Genomic DNA, 16,976 nt, shown 5'->3' with positions numbered 1-16,976 from the left:
AACCTATCTTGGATAGTAAAAATACCAACTACCCAACAGGCCTTGGGATCGCACATGGTACCTGTCAATCAGTTGCTATTGCTGGTTACACTATGGGTGGTGGTTGGGGGCCATGGACTCGGCTTCATGGCATGGGTTGTGAACGTTTAGCGGGTGCAACTATTGTGCTGGGGGATGGTTCCATTAGATATTTAGGTACAAGTGCAATATACCATAATGAGAATAGCCAATATAATGATGAACAAAACAATAATTTGTTATGGGCTATTCGTGGGGGTGGCGGTTTAAGCTACGGTATTGTCACTGAATTCTTTTTCATTCCATTTAAACTTCCTGAATTTCCGACTAGTTTTGTTATAAAAAGTACAGACTTTATTACGAAAATTAAAGCCATTGATATTATAGCTGCGTGGGAAAAAGTCATAGAACCACATAATAATCCACACCTAATAGGCACAAATTTGCAAGTGATTGCCAAAGGCGTTGCATGTGATGAAGATGTTTCAGATGATGCAGTTTTAGACTGGCAATTTAACGGTCACTTTGGTGGTACTCGCGGTGAATTTGAGAAAATGATTAACGATTGGGCAGAGTCAGTCATAATAAGGATTAATAATAATCCTTATTATGATGATGCACAAAAATATGTGATGATAAAAGATATCAAACAAGAAGTAGTCAAAATATTAAATCCATCCAATATCAATATACAAACATCTGTGACTGTAAAAAACACTCAAGGATACCCTTTCATTTTTGAATCTTGGGATCGGCGTCTTAATAATGGCCTAAGTTTAGAAGTGGATTGCCCCGCCCCTCATAAACTTACATCAAGAATGCCAACTCCAAAATGGGATGAAACAAGTCGTAAGCAATTAGTGCGATCTTTACAATCAACCTTATTAAATGTGAACAAATGTGAGCCTAGTAATTTTTCGGCTACTGATGACAAAGATACCAGTATTGAAGCCTATATTACGCTTGGTGCCATAAGTGGCAAGTTTTATGCCGAAAAGCAAAACTTGCCTGAGCCTGAACGGATAAAAATTTCCTTTCCTTATCAAGATAGAGCTTTTACCATTCAATATCAGGCATGGTGGAACCAATCTTCTGGTAAGTATTGTGAAATGAGTCCTGAGACAAAAGAACAAAAGATCCCCACTCGTTTCCATGAAAATCGAGCACAAGATTGGATAGAAACCTGTCGAGAATTTCATATTCCACATACCAGTGGTTCTTTTATTAGCTTTAAAGATGCTTCAGTGCCTACAAAAGATTACTTTAGTGATAATTATCAAGCGTTAATTAATACTAAGTTGACGAGCAGTAAAGATGAGAAATGCCTGTTACGTAGCCGTAAAACCATTATTTAATGGTAATATTAGAAGATAAAAACGATATACAAAACAGGACAAAAATTTTTCTTTATATATCGTTTTCTTATTTTATCTACAGATAGTAATTTGTCATTGTTGGGTGAGGGCACAACCAAATAACGAGATCAGGACATTAGAAATATTAAGTGACATTTTAGCTGTACTCTACTAGCAAAAGTCAAAGCTTCGTGCTGTTTCGAAGCTTGATTTTCTAACTATTTTAAATAAAAAACTATAGTTTAGCGGATATGCTTTTACTGTTTTCACGGGTGAGTGCGTTACAGGTAATATGAGGAAAATTATATTCACCTTTATTTTCACCTTCATTTATATTGATTATCATGCTTATATTTTGTGTATACAATAAATAATCATAATTGATGCCACCATCATTAGAAAGTAACCAGTAAGTCGCTTCATATTGCACAACATCTGTACTTATTTTAGTAAAAGGAATGTTCACTATTGCACCTTGACCATCTTCCAGTTTCTTTGTAGTCACATGCCACTTTCTGTAGTGAGTAGGTTTGATTAAACTGGCAGCGTCCTGAATAGGCTTATTAGGATTTAGGGTGTAATCTGTATTTGGATTTTGATAATCATTTAAGCTAGAGAGGTTCTCATTATAAATGGCTTTAAAATCTGCTGGAGTTTCTCCGTTTTTAATATTAGTTGGATAAGCGTTAGCATTATGGATCTCAGGTGCCCCTTTTTGGACATCATATATCTGACCTAAAGATAATATTGAATTACCATGAGGTACCGCCATTTGCTTGGCGATACCGATATCTTCAGGTTGTTTCGGCACATCACTCGAAGATGAAAGGTTTTCGCCTTTCTCATAGGGACCTATTTTTTGTGGCCCCCTGGTTGTAAGGTCAAGCCAAGCACCATTTTCTTCGTGGATCACTTTATTTGTATCTGGCCCTTCGGCAAAACGGACTTGCTGTGAGTAAAACCAAGCTTGCACATCTTGTTGATATGTTCCTTCTCGGTTAGGTGCTGTTGCTGGCGCTGCCACATCATTTTCATTATTAATCTTAAGTGTTTCATAGTAGGTGAAATTCTTAAGAATAAAACCCACATTATTACCCCCTTTTTGAGGTAATGGCATAATATTATAAGACAAGGGGTTGGCTTCACTTCCCGTTAATAATTCATTGTTTTCGGCAGGTATCGCGATATTTTTCCAGTTTCCGATAAGCGCTCCAAACACTGGGCACGCGTTACTTACAATTTTATTTGTCATTACTTTGCTTCCTTTATAGGTGGTGACGGTATGAACTTAAAAGGAGATTAAAATAAGAGATAAAAAATAGATATTACAGCACCATTACACTTTACCGGCTGAGAGGCGTGTAATGACGCTGTAATATTTTTTCTCTTTTACTATGCCATATTTAATGCATTCCGACGGGAATAACAAATTCAGTGCGGTATATCTTATTACTCGCTGAAGATCTAAAATTTGCATAGTGTGTGGGCTTAATAACTGTAATGAATAATGGAGGTATCTTATGTCTGGTATTATTGGATCTGTTTTAACAAGAACCGGAGCTGTTTTAGAAGAAATTGGTGCTGGACTGGAAGAATTTGCATTTGCAGATAATTTAGAAAAATTTGGAGCTGCTATTAAAAATAAAGCTGACTCTGCATATAAAGAACTTTTTGATCTGAATTCTGAAGCTGAGGGAGCTGACCCCCCATACGCGATTGACTGACAATGAAAAAAATGCATTCACAATTGTGTTGAAAAAATGTCACGAGAAGACGTTTTATCTAGGTTAAAAACAGATATGCAAACTGCCTGTGAAATAGAACTAGCTACCATTCCGATCTACTTATTTATTTACTACTCGTTAAAACGCAGTGAGGATGTAACTAATGGGCTGCAACAAACATCTGAGTCGCTGTTTATAAATAATGTCGCTGCCAATATTATGAGTGTGGCAGTTGAGGAAATGCTGCATATGTCTTTGTCTGCTAACATTTATTACGCTATGTTTGGTGAATCACCAGCGTTATATCATCACGCACCAAGGATTTAATCATAGTCCTTATGATAGTCTAGCTAAACAGCATCAACAAACACTGTTAAAATTGTTTGAGGTAGTAAATCTCTGGACCCTAGAAGCACTGGAATTATAAAAGTCAGTAGAAGGCCAAGGTGCATTATCCATTTTAAAAGCCTTATTATTACAAGATGCACTTACGGGAGAAGAGTTGGAGCAAGCTTATCTGTCTCTAGAGCTTATTATCGATGCCTGCAATATACGTAATTTAGCAGACGTTGAAGTAAAAGTTGCACATGATGCGCTTGTTGCTTTGAAAGTTCTGGCTCATATACAGGCCCAGCAGGAAGAATCACACTATTATAAATTTTTATCTATGCAGGCGCAGCTCGAGTAATATAAACACAGGGTTGAAGAGTTACCGTCAGAGCTCTCACCACCAGAGTTGATCACGTCAACAATGAATGAAACCGATCTGCTTTTTAAAGGTATGATTTATAACTTCCCGAAGAAACCTAAAGTAGCTGACTATTAACAGAGCTCAGAAAAATCGATCGCCAATTTCTGCAATGCCTTATTTCAATACATGCTGATCATGAAGGAGACGATATTTAATGTAGCAGCACAGCCAAGTGTGGCTTCTGATAGTACTCCAAAATGTAAATACCATAACGAAGAAATTCAGTCACAAAAATGGTATTTCAATGTTGCTTTACATCGTTCAACGATCTGGGTATTGGATAAATATATTCAGGTTATGCGTAAGATTGAATTAAAAGGAGCGGATGGTAAACCGGTACTTGCTGATAATGGTAAACCACAGGTATTGGAGCCAACGTTTGAATTTATTGATTTGGGTTCACGAATCGATTCATTCGAGGCGCTAAAAGTGCTGGGTAATGTTGCAATTGCTGCCAGTGTTGGAGATCCAAACCATAGTGATATTCAAAATTACGTGGATACCGCTGTTAATAAAATGAGTGGTTCACAAAGTATGCATTTACCCAATGTTGCTGACTTCCCTAAGCCAACGACAATACATGAGTAATTTATTAACCATACCTGATGCATAATGAGGATAATTTAATGAGCAATTTAAACAAACAATCGGCTGCAAAAGCAGCCGAATCATTTAAAGATGTACCTAAGTTTCCGTCATCTGTACAACCTCAAACCCCAGGCACTACTTCTCATGCCTGTATGGGATTAAATTAAAGGTCAAGACCGATTTGGTCCTAACGAATGCGCCGGACAGGGCTTGTGCTCAACGGCAACTGATCATCATTATCGATTGGCAGTAGTGACCCGATTAATATTGACTATTTACGCAAGCTTAAATCGTTGGGAAAATCAGTTAATGCAGTATGGATAAGTGACCATTTGTGTTGGACCGGAATTAACGATGTTAATTCTCATGATCTGTTACCTGTACCTTTAACTGAAGAAAATCTTGACCATATTAGCGAACGTACTGGATGTGGTTTATTGCTAGATGTAAATAATGTCTACGTGAGTTGTTTTAATGCGGAGCAAGCTCCAATTGATTATTTTAAACACTTCCCATGGCAAAACGTGGCTCAAATGTATTTAGCAGGTCACACACATTGTGGCAGTCATATTATTGATGCGCACGATAAAACGGTTAGCTCTGAGGTATGGGAACTGTTTAGTCTGGCTTGGCAAAAAAACAAAAGGTGTGTCTAGTTTGCTAGAGTGGGATAGTTATACCCAAACCACTTCAAGATGCAGGATTCAGTTGGAATTAGAAATACTTTAGGCAAGGCATTGATTGAAGAACATGGTTATTCCCTTTTCAAAATCAATAACGCTGCATAAAGTATTTATAAACCAACCTTACAGGGACTTCTGAGCAAATCATGCTCGTTGTTGCCTGCATGGATGTAGGTACTAGAGCAATGCAGGAGCATATTGCCGGTCCATCTTTTTTTAAGGGAGTAACCATTAATGCAAAGATGCGCCTAGATCATGAATTGCTCAGCAGTCCTGAACCTCACATCTTGAAGTGGCTTGGGTATATATCCCAAAATTTGATTTGTGTTTAGCTGAATTACATAAATCGAAACATTATATGCAAGGTGAGTTTAATAAGCTACCGATCTGCTCAGAGTCACCTTCAGTTGAAAGTTTATCAACCCCTATCAACTTCTTAGTTCCAGATATAATGCAATCGGTGAAAGAAATATAATGCCAATTCCAACTGAGCTACCCGATATAGAAGCTTGGCTACAAGACTGTTTGATATTTCAAGGAGATGAACCAGCTCACGCAGATGCATTGGTGGGATTTGGAAAACTGAGCGCTAGTGAGCATATCGATATTTATCAAAGAAACTATTATGCCCGATTATTAAATTGTATGCGTGAACAATTTCCGGCGTTATGTTTTGCTCTGGGCGAAGAATTGTTTAACAGTTTTGCCCATGAATATTTAGTTGATTGTCCATCAGACTCTTATACCTTGTATGAACTAGGCCGCTGCTTTGCTAGTTATCTTGAAAATAGTCGCCCAGATCGTGTCTCCCTCTGGCAAAGCAAGAGGTATGCATCAATTTTATGATAGATATGGCAAGCTTTGAGCGTCAACTTTTCTTACTGTTTGATGCAACCGGTGCAGAAGGGCAAGGCTATACCTATGCAACTTTAGATGATAGCAAAATTCAGCTTCAGCCTTGTTTTGCTTTGGGGTATTACAGATTTGCGATATCAGATTATTACCATGCTATCAGACAGGGTGAAAAACCTGTATTACCGTGAATGTGCACAACATGTATTGCTCTGATACGCAAAGATTATTACACCAGTATAATAAGGTTAACTGATGCACATTATGTATTTTTAACTGCTATGCAGCGAGGAGATTCTGTACAGCAAGCGCTGAAGTGTGTTGCCGAACAACTTGGTTTGGATATTGAGCTAGTTACAAATGCTTGGCGGCAGAGCGGGCAGGTTAGGGACCGTTGGTTTGATGCCGGAGTATTTATTAATAAATGCTAAGGATATAGATCAACCTCAGTTTAATAAGGTTACAGGCTTATTTGCGTATAAGACAGCGTTTGGTTTTATCATCAAAGTGGCGATCCTCTAAAGGTTCAAACAGCGAATAGTTGTCCGGTGTGCTGCTATCACTTACACCTTTGAGTACATTATAAAAGTTTTTGTTTGGTTGACTTCTTTGACAACTTGCGCCATCTTTTATACAGCATGGGCTGCTTGTTGGTTTTCCATATTTACCAACTAGGCATAAGTTACCTGTACCTAATGGTCCCGGATCAGTACAAAGTTTAGCTGTATTTAATGCAGTTAAGTTACAAGGCGCACAGGCTGCGGCAAAACAACGTCCGGCATCAAAGTCAACATCAGAGCAAACGACTGTGCCATTGTTGATAAAAGTGGCATTGCTAAGCAAAGCTGATGTTTGTTTTAAACGGTATCTCAATTCATTGATTATATCACAAGGATCTTGCTTTCGTTTGCGCTCTATCTTATTGCTAGTTTGTGCATTCGTAGCGCAACCTAGCGTAAAGACGATAATATAAGGTATTATATTTAAAGAAAATTCATTCATTTTATTAACCTGTTCAAAAAGTAAAAAAGCGAGCACGATCGCTTTTTTACTTGAAAAACGGATATTATTAGTAAGCAACTCTTTGAATATTAGTAATAGCTGATTTACCATCTAATGATCTGAATATGTGTACTATAGCAGGATAAGAAACTGCACCTGGGTATACGACCGTAGCATTACAAAAAAATGCGTAATTTAAACCTGCAACAACTTGAGTTGCTACAGCTATTGGCTGATAATCTACACCTACGATATGCTCAAATGCATCAGCAAAAGACGCTTTTGCTTCTTCATCTATTTTGCAGTTAAATTGACTGAATCCGCCTGGTAATTGATTTTTCATATTAATTTCCTATTAATAAATATTATATAAGCATTTACTCGGTAAATATTTTTTATGGCTAAGTTAGACCACCAAAGTACTAAACACAGACTAAAAGATTAACGAAAGAAAAAATATTACACGGGTATTACACTTAATTTTGAGAGAGACATATACAAAAGATATATTATGTTTATGGTTTCACAGTCTGTACTTATTTGATTTAAATTTATAAATAATTTAATGACATATTTTACTAGAAAAAATAGGTTTATAGCTGAGGGAGTTCCACGAATTCCCCCTAAATCCTCATACTTTACAGCCAGCTCTGAGAGTTGGTTGTAAACGTAAATAAGATGAGTAACCATGGATCTTTCGCTTTCTACTGTTAGTTCTTATCTCTTGGAAATTACGATTTACCACCACGTTTTAAAAAGCGCATCGGAATATGATAGGTTGGTAATATGCAGGTAAACATCGATCCAGGTTATTCAACCGTTCCTGATGGGCATACTCTGCATTTAATTCGGATTTAGGATGCACTTTTTCATAAAGTGTTAAAGGGCTACCAGCTCTTGTTTTGAGTCCCATTATCCAAGGAAAAGTAATCTTCTCTGTCTGTTTGATTAAAATTTGCAAGGGCGTAAAGTTCATTTATTTAAGATTCATTGAGTATTTTAATGCGTTTGGTGGTTGGACTAGCGAAAATGATGGCCTTCTTCTGGTTATTTTTCATTACCATAGCTTATGAATGATTAAAAAATTTCCTTAAGATTAATTTCGAGGGGTGTTAACAAAACCCCTGTTTGGGATTTATTGCAAAATATACCAAATGCTTTCGCTGAACAGGTAGCACAACAAGATCATCAACAATTAGGGAAATATATTGGAGACGATTTATTTGATTTAATGGTCAAAGGTTATTTGGTTGATTATCCGTCTTTAAATAACTCTTTAAGAGGGTTTACTGAAAACTTACCACTATTTTTATCTCATAAAGCACCTTTTAAAGAGCATGTTATTTTGGCAGATATCGCAAGGTTTGAACAACTATTATTAATGGCTTTTGATGCAGCTGATGATGTCACTTTAACAACTGAACAATTAGAAAACTTAGCCCAAACAGATTGGCCTTTGTTAGTATTAAATTTACATTCCAGTGTTCAACTAGTTAAATTTAATACCTCTGCAGTTGAATCATTTCGAGCATTAAAAAATGAATCAACACCACCAAGTCCATATATTGATAAACCTCACTTTTGGCTTATTTGGCGAGCACTAAATAAAGTTACCCAATATAAAGCCTTAGAAAAAGAAGAGTTTGATTTACTTGATTTGATAAAGCAAAAACAGAATTTTAGTGCGTTATGTCAAAGTTTAGTAAATAATCAACCGTCTGAAAAAATTGCACCTATTTTAATTGAATATATCAATAGCTGGTTAGCACAAGGACTGTTAAAGTCATTTTAGCTAAATTATAAATAAATTTATTCAGAAGTGGAACTGTGCATATTGGAATCATATGAAAGCAGATGTTTATTTACTACCAGGTACTATGTGCAATGAAATGTTATGGCATGATTTACAAGACGTTATCTGTGATGAAGTCACTCTAAATCATATTGAACTGCCGTCAGGTGACACTATAGATGAAATAACTGATGGACTACTAAGTGTATTACCTAACAAAAAAGTGAATTTGATCGGCTTTTCAATGGGTGGGTATATTGCTTGTTATTTTGCTACAAAGTTTCCTAATAGGGTAAAAAAGCTCTTTATTATTTCAAACACACCATGTGAACTTAATGATAATGAATTAAAACAAAGAGAAACCGCAGTTGAATGGTTAAAACTATATGGCTACTCTGGCATAAGTCGTAAAAAAGCAGCCAATATGGTTGATGAGAATCAACAAGATGAGCGGGTAATTAAAAAAATTATAGCAATGGACAAACAATTAGGCGAGTCAGTATTTTTATCTCAAATTTTGGTTACAACTAACAGGGCTGACTTAACAAATAAACTTATCAATACAAAAATTGATATTACATTTTATTTCAGTGAATATGATACTTTAATAAATAAAGTATGGTTAGCTAATTACCATAAATTAAATGATAACGCCAAAGTAATAAAACAGATTGGTTCAGGACATATGCTACCGTTAGAGCAGCCTTTATTATTAAAAGGCTACATAGAGAACTGGTTAGTAGAATGATAATTACTACTATTTGAGGTAAACTACATTATTTATAATCGATGTTTCAGTAATTGTTACTCCGTAAAAAGTGACTTCATTTTATGTATCAAAATTTAATGAGTAAGATGATGAAAATTATTTCCAATACAGATAAAATTAGAGGTGTTTAATTAGTTATCAGCGGATTGTTGTTGATTAAACTAAACAAATAGCATTAAATAGACGCGTATTAAATAGACGCGTATAGACGCGTACACGCGCGTAAATTTTGTTTCTGAATTAAAAATTTTGAAAAAGTGTATATTGAATACATACAACATAGCATTTTATGGAGCTTATTTTGCTTAAAGCCTTTTTTTTATCACTATTTATATTATCTATTTCAAGTTTTGCAAACGAAGCTGAAGTTTTAACAGTAGATCGTGTTATATCAAATACTGTCGAGTTTGCATTTGACAATGATAAAAATGAAAAACCTAAACAAAGCGATTTTGAATTACGCAATTATATTATTATGAGTAACGAATTAGGTGAGCGGTGGGCTTTATTAACAGTTAAAAATCAAGCAACAGGAAATCGCATACTCGAAAGAACTCATTTACTAGCATTATTTGCAAATGGTGAGCGTTCAAATCCTACCGCTTTAAAATTAAATTTTACAGCAAATGAAATGAAAACAGTCACCGTATCATTTGGTGAAAATAAGTTTCCAATTTTATCTATAAGTTCAGGATTTAATTAACCTATGTGGGAGCTGAAAAGTTAGGTGAGCAAGATTCGCCCGTTTCGGTTGTTACTTTACGTAAAAAGTGTAAAGCATTTTTAGTTACATGGATCAAAACATAGAGGGGTTTGCATCACTTTTGAGACTTTGTATGCTTCACTTTGACCACATTACGGACGCGCATGATGAGTGGTGTGAAGGTTAAAGATCTCCGGCTTCTCGTAATGTGTTAATTTTAAACTCCATAATAAACTTTGTTTCTTCTCCAAAAAAAACCTGAAAACCATGGATTTCATAAAATTTCACCAGATGACCTTCACAACGAAGATAAATAGCTGACACTTTTAACTCAAACGCCTTTATTTTAGCAAACTCGATTAATGCTGTTGATATACCTTTCCCACAATCTTTTATAGGTACGTAAATACCGTCTAGCCAATAGTTATAATTCGGATATACTGAGTATTCACGATATTTTAGTTCGCTTGCTCCTGCTAATACCAATTCAAATAAATATATGAGTTACCATTTAAATGTTTTAGAGACAATTTACCTATACCCAAGCCACTTCAAGATGTGAGGTTCAGGACTGCTGAGCAATTCATGATCTAGGCGCATCTTTGCATTAATGGTTACTCCCTTAAAAAAAGATGGACCGGCAATATGCTCCTGCATTGCTCTAGTACCTACATCCATGCAGGCAACAACGAGCATGATTTGCTCAGAAGTCCCTGTAAGGTTGGTTTATAAATACTTTATGTAGCGTTATTGATTTTGAAAAGGGAATAACCATGTTCTTCAATCAATGCCTTGCCTAAAGTATTTCTAATTCCAACTGAATCCTGCATCTTGAAGTGGTTTGGGTATACAAGAAAAAAGCGGGTAAAAATGGGTAGATATTTATATTTTCCCTATCTCTCCTTGTGTTTTTATTCCCCCTTATTATTTTTTGATTAATAGTCATTTTGTTCAAAATACACTTATTTAAAGTGTGCAAAATAAAATAATGAGAAGGATAAATGATATGAATAAAATTTTAATGGCTATTGCGGGTAGTACTTTACTTTTATCTGCTGTCGCAGAGGCTGTTCCCTGGTGTCACCGCGGCACAATCGTACAAATAGCGAATGTATCTTGGAGTGAAGCTCAAATTTTAGCTAATTATACTGGCAGTATTCCAGGTGGTGTTTCAGATCCTCAGTATTATATTACTGCAATGGCAACAAATAATTACGCCAATACGTTTGCAGGTGGAGGTGGTGGGTTTGGCGGTTACTCTGTACCAGGTTCAGGTCAAGTAAGTGTACACCCTTATGCACCCTATACTTATACAAACATGGTAGGTCCGGGTTATTATTTCACCAGTCAAGGCATTAAATTTAAACTCAATAAATGTTATACCATTCCGCCTATGACACACCATAAAGAATTACAGCGCTTTGAGCCTGATGTCGGAGGTATTATTTTTGAACCATATAGTGAAATTAAAAATATTGAATATTTTTGGTTACCCAACGAAAATGATAAACGTAAATAACAAAGCAATATCAATTTAATATTAAAGAGTTATAAATCATATGCCGTTTATTGATATAAGCGGCATATCATGCACTTAGAGCATTTCTTCTCTCGCATGAGATCCGACAAAATGATACATTGTTAATACAAAGAATAAAAAACGTATCAATTATGTTTTCATCCGGATATTTAAGAAGTTTTTTTATATATTTATCTATTTTAATCTCTTCAGCACCAAGTTTGGCAAATTCTGAAGATTGTTTACACTTAAATAATAATATCAATAATCAAATTAGAAATTGTGAACAATTACTAAAAATTAATAAAAACTCTACTCAAGCTGATTTTAATATTAGATTAAAATTACTTGCACTGTATACACATCAGGGAAGTTATGAAAACGCCCACAAATTGTTTGCCAGTATGACGCATTATTCTGCGGATACATTAACCTACCAACAAAACTTTAATCTACAACGTCGCTTGGGTATTTTGTATTACCGAGAAGGACTCTTTCCTAAATCATTATTATTTTTCAAAAAGGCAGCCGCTTTAATTAAAAGCGACATCCATGAAGCCATGTTTGCAAAAATACAAGCCGATATCGGAACTGCTTACCTAGCTATGGCAAAATACAGCCAAGCGATCTTGGCGTATAATAAAAGTTTAAAAATTAAAAAAAAATTAGGTTCTCAGCAAGGTATTGCCGTGACCTTAAATAATTTAGGTTCCGTTTATCGTAAGATGCAGCTATGGCCTGAAGCTCAGGATTTTTATCAAAGGGCAATTAATATCTATGAAACATTAAATTTACCAGCCAGAATGGCACATTCTAAAGAAAATTTAGGATTGATATTTTTAGCGGATAAATCTTATGACGCTGCATTAAATGTATTTATTCAGTCTTTTCATTTTTTCGAACAGAAAAAAAATCAGGTCGCAAGTCTCAGATTATTATTATTATTATCTGAAACCCAAATAAACAACAGCAAACTCGCCGCTGCAGCAAAGTACCTTAACCAAGCTCAGGCAATAGATTTGATTTTGGGGCCTTCAGCCCACTCTACCGCATTAAAACTAAATTTAGGCCGTTTACTCAGTGCACAAGGCCAATACCAGCAAGCCCAGGCGATTTTATTGGCAGGAGTAAAATTTTCTAAAGAACAAAATGATATTATACATACCTTGGCCCTTTACCATGCATTAATTGAAAATGCCGTAAAATTCAATCAATTTAAGGCTGCTTTTGAATACCAAGCACTATATACCACTGCGGCATTAGCTAATTATAAACTGAATTTTAATAACGAATTAGTGACCACTAGAGCTGGATTTGAGTTTGATCAACAAACACAAAAAATAATTTTATTGAATAAAAACAATGAAATAAAGCAACTTACTTTAATTAATCAAAGAGCCAAGTTTGCTTTGTTGAGTATAATATTTTTATTATTTACCATCACCAGTATCAGTTTCATATTCTGGCAAAAACACAAAAGAGCCTTAATTGAAAAAAATCTGCATACAGAAATAAACTGGCATAGATCTCAATTTGCTAAATTAGGTGTTAATCATAGAAGGTTAAGTGCGGCTTTTGGTGAGTTAAAACAAGCACTTTTAATCATCAATAATAGCCAACAAGTCATCTTTATTAATAATGCATGCTGTAAATTACTCAAGATCAAAAAAAAAAACATCATCAATTTAACCATGGATGACTTGATCCAGGAGTCAAATCAAGATTTTTGGCAAGTTTGGCATAGCGGTGTTGAATTTAATAATGAATTTTATCCAAAAGTAAAATTGAATAATGTCGATTCTGGAATAGATTTAACGGTAACCACTATCGATTATGATGAATATTTGACCCTATTTGCCTTTAATTTAAATAATATAAACGAACATATTTTAGTTTCTTCTGCTATGAGTGAGCATACATTTCATCAACATCTAGTTGACTTAATGATAATCAGCCTTGAAGCATGGGAGTTGGCGACAAAAAGCAATCGTATTGAATTAGCTGAAAGAAGTGGCATTTGGCGAGTATCAATAGATGAAGGTCGTTTACGGACCCGCTCCATGGACAGATATTTAATGCTCAAAACCTTACCTAAAAAGCCTCGTTGGCGGGAAGTTATCCGTACTGCACACTTTGTGCTTGCCGAATGTACCTTATCAGATGAATGCAAGTTATCCTTAAACGATAAGCTTGCTGCCCTTAGCCAACATTTAAGGGCACAAGCCTTACTCTAAAAGGTTTTATCTGATACATAAATACATTTAGCACAGGAAAAACTGACACCTTGTTGGATCAAATACAGTTGGTGATGGTTTTCATTTCTATTTCTGATGCTTTCAGGACCATTAAAAATAGGTTTAATGGTATCTTTGTCAGAGTAAGATACCCGACTCACGTCATCACTTTTTCTGGAAAGTGAATGACATAAATGTGTTGCCGCAGCCCGAGCACCAAAATAATCATCATCAAACTGACCACAACTTTTTGTTTCAACTCCTCCTAGTTGAGAATCACAATCATCACCTTGTACAAAACTTTCTAAATACCTAGGTGTTAATTTAAATTCACCAAATATCACCAAGTGACCATCTTGACACCATTGCTTTTCTATAGGTTCTTCATGGGCGCTGATATAGTTACTGAGGACCATAAATGCCCCTGTCATTAATATTAAATAGTTTTTTTTCATCATTTTTTCCTAACACTTTTTTATTCTGCTAGATACCCTAGCCTTTGATTGAAAAACTGTAAAACTTTGTTTGGGTAAAAATAGGGCAAAGAAAATTTATTATATATAAATCAGGAATATATACCCATAACACCTCAAAATGTGCGATTTCAACGAGAATTAAACAGGCTTTAGGAACATGCATTTTGAAGTAACATGGGTATACCATTTTTATTTGATATTTAACATTCCACTATCCCTATGGAATATTTTGCTGTTCCCAATTATATTGTTGTCTATATTGACATCATAGAATTTAAATAAAAATGTTGATGATGTGAAAAGTGCTAATGGTAGAGTGTAAGCAACTCACTTGTTGATTTAGCAACACTGAATATCAATACGCACAACAGGGCTAATTCATTTATCGAAATTGAAATCAGAGAACAGTCGAATAATAGATAAGGTAAAAAAATTGGGTTAATAGCCTTAGTTAACACAATAAATCACTTTGGAAAACCCGTAAAGTTCTCAGCCAGTAAACTTGATTTGAGTCAACAATCAGTTTCAGAGGAAAAATGTTGGCTTGTGTTTGTAAATAAGGCTGCTCATGTAAAGAACCCGCAGGCACAATGAGCGATGTTTTAGTTTTGTTAATAAAAGGCAAGCAGAGCCACATTTAAATAGTATCTGCAAAGGTAAGTAAACTGAATTATATATTAGTGTGTATTTCGAGTAAAACTGTCGGTATTTTTATAAAAACCCTATAAAACATTGACTTATAATTAATTTCAAGTGGTTAATGTTGCGTGTCATCGAATCTAATACAATGTCCAGGTCTACATAAAGAGTTATATGATATATGAGCCTAAAATGACACGGTATGTAAGTAATTAAAGGTAATAAAAAATATTTCAGGATAATGTAAGCATTGTGGTATCACTTGAATTTACATTGAAATTTTTTGATTATATTTTTCAAAATATTATGAAAAACTGGCAACTTTTGCTTAAATGTAATTATGCTATATTTATTGTATAATCCGAAAATAAACCGTTACTTAATTTAAATTAGCAGGCAAGATGACTGTAAATACATTTACACCAAAGCAGACTACAACTTTAGAAACTCCCTCTAAAACAATACAATCAAACATGCTTACAGCTCCAAAAGTAGAAGGCGCTCCTAGTGTTTCTTTCGTATCGTTAGGCTGCCCTAAAAACTTAGTTGATTCAGAACGTATTTTAACGCAACTTCGTACTGAAGGTTATGAGGTTGTTAGTAGTTATGATGGCGCAGATGTTGTTATTGTAAATACCTGTGGTTTTATAGATAGTGCCGTTCAAGAGTCATTAGATACGATTGGTGAAGCACTTGAAGAAAACGGTAAGGTAATCGTAACAGGTTGTTTAGGTGCTAGAGAAGATGAGATAAAAGAAGTTCACCCTGGTGTCTTAGGTATTACAGGACCACATGCATATGAAAATGTAATGGATCATGTGCATGAATTTGCGCCACAACCTAAACATAACCCTTTTACAGACTTAGTGCCGGATCAAGGTGTAAAACTTACGCCTAAACATTTTGCTTATTTAAAAATATCTGAAGGCTGTAACCACAAATGTACTTTTTGTATTATTCCAGATATGCGTGGCAAGCTTGTTTCAAAATCGATAGGTGATGTGCTATCTGAAGCTGAGCGTTTAAAAAATGCAGGCGTAAAAGAGTTATTGGTGATCAGCCAAGATACTAGTGCTTATGGTGTAGATGTTAAATCAAAAACGGGTTTTTGGAATGGTATGCCAGTTAAAACCGACATGTTAAACATGTGTAAAGCGCTATCTAAAATGGGCATTTGGGTGCGTTTACATTATGTATACCCATATCCGCATGTTGATGATGTGATCCCTTTAATGGCTGAAGGTAAACTGTTACCTTATTTAGATATTCCATTTCAGCATGCAAGTCCACGTATTTTAAAAATGATGAAGCGCCCAGGTAAAGCTGAACGTGTATTAGAAAGTATTAAAAAATGGCGAGAAATTTGCCCTGAACTTGTGATCCGATCAACTTTTATAGTGGGTTTTCCTGGTGAAACCGAACAAGACTTCCAAATGTTATTAGATTTTTTAGATGAAGCCCAGTTAGACAGGGTAGGGTGTTTTAAATACTCGCCAGTTGAAGGTGCAAAAGCAAATGAACTTGCTGATCCTGTCGCTGAAGACATCATGCAAGATCGCTTTGAACGCTTTATGCTAAAACAGCAGGCTATTAGTCATGCTAAATTACAAAAGCGTATCGGACAAACCATGCAAGTATTAATCGATGAAGTTGATTCGGAGGGCGCAATTGGTCGAACTTATGCGGATGCTCCAGAAATTGATGGTGTTGTTTATTTAAACGGTGAAACAACACTAGAAGCTGGTGATATGGTTACTGTTAAAATTGCACATGCTGATGAATATGATTTATGGGGTGACTTAGTTTAATTAAACTCAGCAAGTGAATTATAAATAACGGTCATTATTGGCCGTTTTTTTATTATTTACTGA

At 35.2% G+C, this 16,976-nt stretch carries 23 protein-coding genes; 17 read left to right on the top strand and 6 right to left on the bottom strand.

Annotation, left to right across the window (positions count from 1 at the left end; genetic code table 11):
• The first annotated feature begins 8 nt into the window (after positions 1–8).
• Entirely contained in the window at positions 9–1,373 is a 1,365-nt protein-coding gene (locus CJF42_RS00355) for an FAD-binding oxidoreductase (RefSeq protein WP_252097483.1), read from the top strand.
• 235 nt (positions 1,374–1,608) lie between these two features.
• Here CJF42_RS00355 and CJF42_RS00350 read toward each other — a convergent pair whose 3' ends face one another.
• Entirely contained in the window at positions 1,609–2,625 is a 1,017-nt protein-coding gene (locus CJF42_RS00350) for a heme-binding protein (RefSeq protein WP_095364764.1), read from the bottom strand.
• A 268-nt stretch (positions 2,626–2,893) separates the two neighbouring features.
• Here CJF42_RS00350 and CJF42_RS00345 point away from each other — a divergent pair, with 268 nt between their 5' ends.
• From CJF42_RS00345 to CJF42_RS00300, 10 genes are all read left to right on the top strand, one after another.
• A complete protein-coding gene (locus tag CJF42_RS00345) occupies positions 2,894–3,097 on the top strand; it encodes a hypothetical protein (RefSeq protein ID WP_095364763.1) in 204 nt (67 codons plus the stop codon).
• 36 nt (positions 3,098–3,133) lie between these two features.
• Positions 3,134–3,424: a ferritin-like domain-containing protein gene (locus CJF42_RS00340; RefSeq protein ID WP_095364762.1), complete on the top strand. Its 291-nt coding sequence runs from the start codon at positions 3,134–3,136 to the stop codon at positions 3,422–3,424.
• A 175-nt stretch (positions 3,425–3,599) separates the two neighbouring features.
• Positions 3,600–3,785, top strand: coding sequence for a hypothetical protein (locus CJF42_RS00335; protein WP_095364761.1), 186 nt, complete (start codon positions 3,600–3,602; stop codon positions 3,783–3,785).
• A gap of 198 nt (positions 3,786–3,983) precedes the next feature.
• A complete protein-coding gene (locus CJF42_RS00330; RefSeq protein WP_141235446.1) occupies positions 3,984–4,436 on the top strand; it encodes a hypothetical protein in 453 nt (150 codons plus the stop codon).
• 38 nt (positions 4,437–4,474) lie between these two features.
• Positions 4,475–4,603: a hypothetical protein gene (locus CJF42_RS28960; RefSeq protein ID WP_286203456.1), complete on the top strand. Its 129-nt coding sequence runs from the start codon at positions 4,475–4,477 to the stop codon at positions 4,601–4,603.
• 75 nt (positions 4,604–4,678) lie between these two features.
• A complete protein-coding gene (locus CJF42_RS00325; RefSeq protein WP_141235445.1) occupies positions 4,679–5,092 on the top strand; it encodes a multinuclear nonheme iron-dependent oxidase in 414 nt (137 codons plus the stop codon).
• A gap of 173 nt (positions 5,093–5,265) precedes the next feature.
• On the top strand, positions 5,266–5,451 hold the full coding sequence (locus tag CJF42_RS27065) for a hypothetical protein (RefSeq protein WP_170940410.1): 186 nt from the start codon (positions 5,266–5,268) through the stop codon (positions 5,449–5,451).
• Positions 5,452–5,593: 142 nt separating this feature from the next.
• On the top strand, positions 5,594–5,965 hold the full coding sequence (locus CJF42_RS00310; protein ID WP_095364758.1) for an HvfC/BufC N-terminal domain-containing protein: 372 nt from the start codon (positions 5,594–5,596) through the stop codon (positions 5,963–5,965).
• A complete protein-coding gene (locus tag CJF42_RS00305) occupies positions 5,962–6,162 on the top strand; it encodes a hypothetical protein (protein ID WP_095364757.1) in 201 nt (66 codons plus the stop codon). The genes CJF42_RS00310 and CJF42_RS00305 overlap by 4 nt, the downstream gene beginning before the upstream one ends.
• Complete coding sequence (locus tag CJF42_RS00300; protein ID WP_095364756.1) at positions 6,163–6,402, top strand: hypothetical protein; 240 nt, start codon at positions 6,163–6,165, stop codon at positions 6,400–6,402.
• A 37-nt stretch (positions 6,403–6,439) separates the two neighbouring features.
• Here CJF42_RS00300 and CJF42_RS00295 read toward each other — a convergent pair whose 3' ends face one another.
• Together CJF42_RS00295 and CJF42_RS00290 are read right to left on the bottom strand one after the other, a co-directional pair.
• The gene (locus CJF42_RS00295; RefSeq protein WP_141235444.1) at positions 6,440–6,973 is read right to left on the bottom strand and encodes a hypothetical protein; all 534 of its coding nucleotides are present in this window, start codon (positions 6,971–6,973) and stop codon (positions 6,440–6,442) included.
• Between the two features lie 67 nt (positions 6,974–7,040).
• The gene (locus CJF42_RS00290; protein ID WP_095364754.1) at positions 7,041–7,316 is read right to left on the bottom strand and encodes a hypothetical protein; all 276 of its coding nucleotides are present in this window, start codon (positions 7,314–7,316) and stop codon (positions 7,041–7,043) included.
• Between the two features lie 795 nt (positions 7,317–8,111).
• Here CJF42_RS00290 and CJF42_RS00285 point away from each other — a divergent pair.
• From CJF42_RS00285 to CJF42_RS00275, 3 genes are all read left to right on the top strand, one after another.
• Positions 8,112–8,765 carry a DUF2063 domain-containing protein gene (locus CJF42_RS00285; protein ID WP_095364753.1) on the top strand — a complete coding sequence of 218 codons (654 nt, stop codon included), beginning with the start codon at positions 8,112–8,114 and terminating at the stop codon, positions 8,763–8,765.
• A gap of 52 nt (positions 8,766–8,817) precedes the next feature.
• A complete protein-coding gene (locus tag CJF42_RS00280; protein WP_095364752.1) occupies positions 8,818–9,513 on the top strand; it encodes an alpha/beta fold hydrolase in 696 nt (231 codons plus the stop codon).
• Positions 9,514–9,835: 322 nt separating this feature from the next.
• Complete coding sequence (locus CJF42_RS00275; protein ID WP_252097482.1) at positions 9,836–10,237, top strand: hypothetical protein; 402 nt, start codon at positions 9,836–9,838, stop codon at positions 10,235–10,237.
• Positions 10,238–10,420: 183 nt separating this feature from the next.
• Here CJF42_RS00275 and CJF42_RS00270 read toward each other — a convergent pair whose 3' ends face one another.
• On the bottom strand, positions 10,421–10,723 hold the full coding sequence (locus CJF42_RS00270) for a GNAT family N-acetyltransferase (protein ID WP_095364750.1): 303 nt from the start codon (positions 10,721–10,723) through the stop codon (positions 10,421–10,423).
• A 45-nt stretch (positions 10,724–10,768) separates the two neighbouring features.
• On the bottom strand, positions 10,769–10,933 hold the full coding sequence (locus CJF42_RS27060; RefSeq protein ID WP_170940409.1) for a hypothetical protein: 165 nt from the start codon (positions 10,931–10,933) through the stop codon (positions 10,769–10,771).
• A gap of 310 nt (positions 10,934–11,243) precedes the next feature.
• Here CJF42_RS27060 and CJF42_RS00260 point away from each other — a divergent pair, with 310 nt between their 5' ends.
• Both CJF42_RS00260 and CJF42_RS00255 read left to right on the top strand, forming a co-directional pair.
• Positions 11,244–11,756 carry a hypothetical protein gene (locus CJF42_RS00260; RefSeq protein ID WP_095364749.1) on the top strand — a complete coding sequence of 171 codons (513 nt, stop codon included), beginning with the start codon at positions 11,244–11,246 and terminating at the stop codon, positions 11,754–11,756.
• Between the two features lie 152 nt (positions 11,757–11,908).
• Entirely contained in the window at positions 11,909–13,990 is a 2,082-nt protein-coding gene (locus CJF42_RS00255; protein ID WP_095364748.1) for a tetratricopeptide repeat protein, read from the top strand.
• Here CJF42_RS00255 and CJF42_RS00250 read toward each other — a convergent pair.
• Positions 13,987–14,445 carry a hypothetical protein gene (locus CJF42_RS00250; RefSeq protein WP_095364747.1) on the bottom strand — a complete coding sequence of 153 codons (459 nt, stop codon included), beginning with the start codon at positions 14,443–14,445 and terminating at the stop codon, positions 13,987–13,989. The two genes, CJF42_RS00255 and CJF42_RS00250, sit on opposite strands and share 4 nt — an antisense overlap.
• Before the next feature lie 1,061 nt (positions 14,446–15,506).
• Here CJF42_RS00250 and rimO point away from each other — a divergent pair.
• Positions 15,507–16,913, top strand: coding sequence for a 30S ribosomal protein S12 methylthiotransferase RimO (gene rimO / locus CJF42_RS00245; RefSeq protein ID WP_095364746.1), 1,407 nt, complete (start codon positions 15,507–15,509; stop codon positions 16,911–16,913).
• The last annotated feature ends 63 nt before the right edge of the window (positions 16,914–16,976 follow it).

Origin of the sequence: Pseudoalteromonas sp. NBT06-2, from assembly GCF_002276045.1 — a bacterium.
Taxonomy (GTDB): domain Bacteria; phylum Pseudomonadota; class Gammaproteobacteria; order Enterobacterales; family Alteromonadaceae; genus Pseudoalteromonas.
The sequence above is the reverse complement of the archived record's forward strand: the minus strand, read 5'-3'. Positions and strand labels throughout refer to the sequence as shown.

Coding starts and splice junctions, on each gene's coding strand:
- CJF42_RS27060 (WP_170940409.1), bottom strand. CDS start 10,933: ATGCTCGTTGTTGCCTGCATGGATGTAGGTACTAGAGCAATGCAGGAG.
- CJF42_RS00310 (WP_095364758.1), top strand. CDS start 5,594: ATGCCAATTCCAACTGAGCTACCCGATATAGAAGCTTGGCTACAAGAC.
- CJF42_RS00280 (WP_095364752.1), top strand. CDS start 8,818: ATGAAAGCAGATGTTTATTTACTACCAGGTACTATGTGCAATGAAATG.
- rimO (WP_095364746.1), top strand. CDS start 15,507: ATGACTGTAAATACATTTACACCAAAGCAGACTACAACTTTAGAAACT.
- CJF42_RS00345 (WP_095364763.1), top strand. CDS start 2,894: ATGTCTGGTATTATTGGATCTGTTTTAACAAGAACCGGAGCTGTTTTA.
- CJF42_RS00295 (WP_141235444.1), bottom strand. CDS start 6,973: ATGAATGAATTTTCTTTAAATATAATACCTTATATTATCGTCTTTACG.
- CJF42_RS28960 (WP_286203456.1), top strand. CDS start 4,475: ATGAGCAATTTAAACAAACAATCGGCTGCAAAAGCAGCCGAATCATTT.
- CJF42_RS27065 (WP_170940410.1), top strand. CDS start 5,266: ATGCTCGTTGTTGCCTGCATGGATGTAGGTACTAGAGCAATGCAGGAG.
- CJF42_RS00250 (WP_095364747.1), bottom strand. CDS start 14,445: ATGAAAAAAAACTATTTAATATTAATGACAGGGGCATTTATGGTCCTC.
- CJF42_RS00305 (WP_095364757.1), top strand. CDS start 5,962: ATGATAGATATGGCAAGCTTTGAGCGTCAACTTTTCTTACTGTTTGAT.
- CJF42_RS00300 (WP_095364756.1), top strand. CDS start 6,163: ATGTGCACAACATGTATTGCTCTGATACGCAAAGATTATTACACCAGT.
- CJF42_RS00340 (WP_095364762.1), top strand. CDS start 3,134: ATGTCACGAGAAGACGTTTTATCTAGGTTAAAAACAGATATGCAAACT.
- CJF42_RS00255 (WP_095364748.1), top strand. CDS start 11,909: ATGTTTTCATCCGGATATTTAAGAAGTTTTTTTATATATTTATCTATT.
- CJF42_RS00260 (WP_095364749.1), top strand. CDS start 11,244: ATGAATAAAATTTTAATGGCTATTGCGGGTAGTACTTTACTTTTATCT.
- CJF42_RS00290 (WP_095364754.1), bottom strand. CDS start 7,316: ATGAAAAATCAATTACCAGGCGGATTCAGTCAATTTAACTGCAAAATA.
- CJF42_RS00350 (WP_095364764.1), bottom strand. CDS start 2,625: ATGACAAATAAAATTGTAAGTAACGCGTGCCCAGTGTTTGGAGCGCTT.
- CJF42_RS00330 (WP_141235446.1), top strand. CDS start 3,984: ATGAAGGAGACGATATTTAATGTAGCAGCACAGCCAAGTGTGGCTTCT.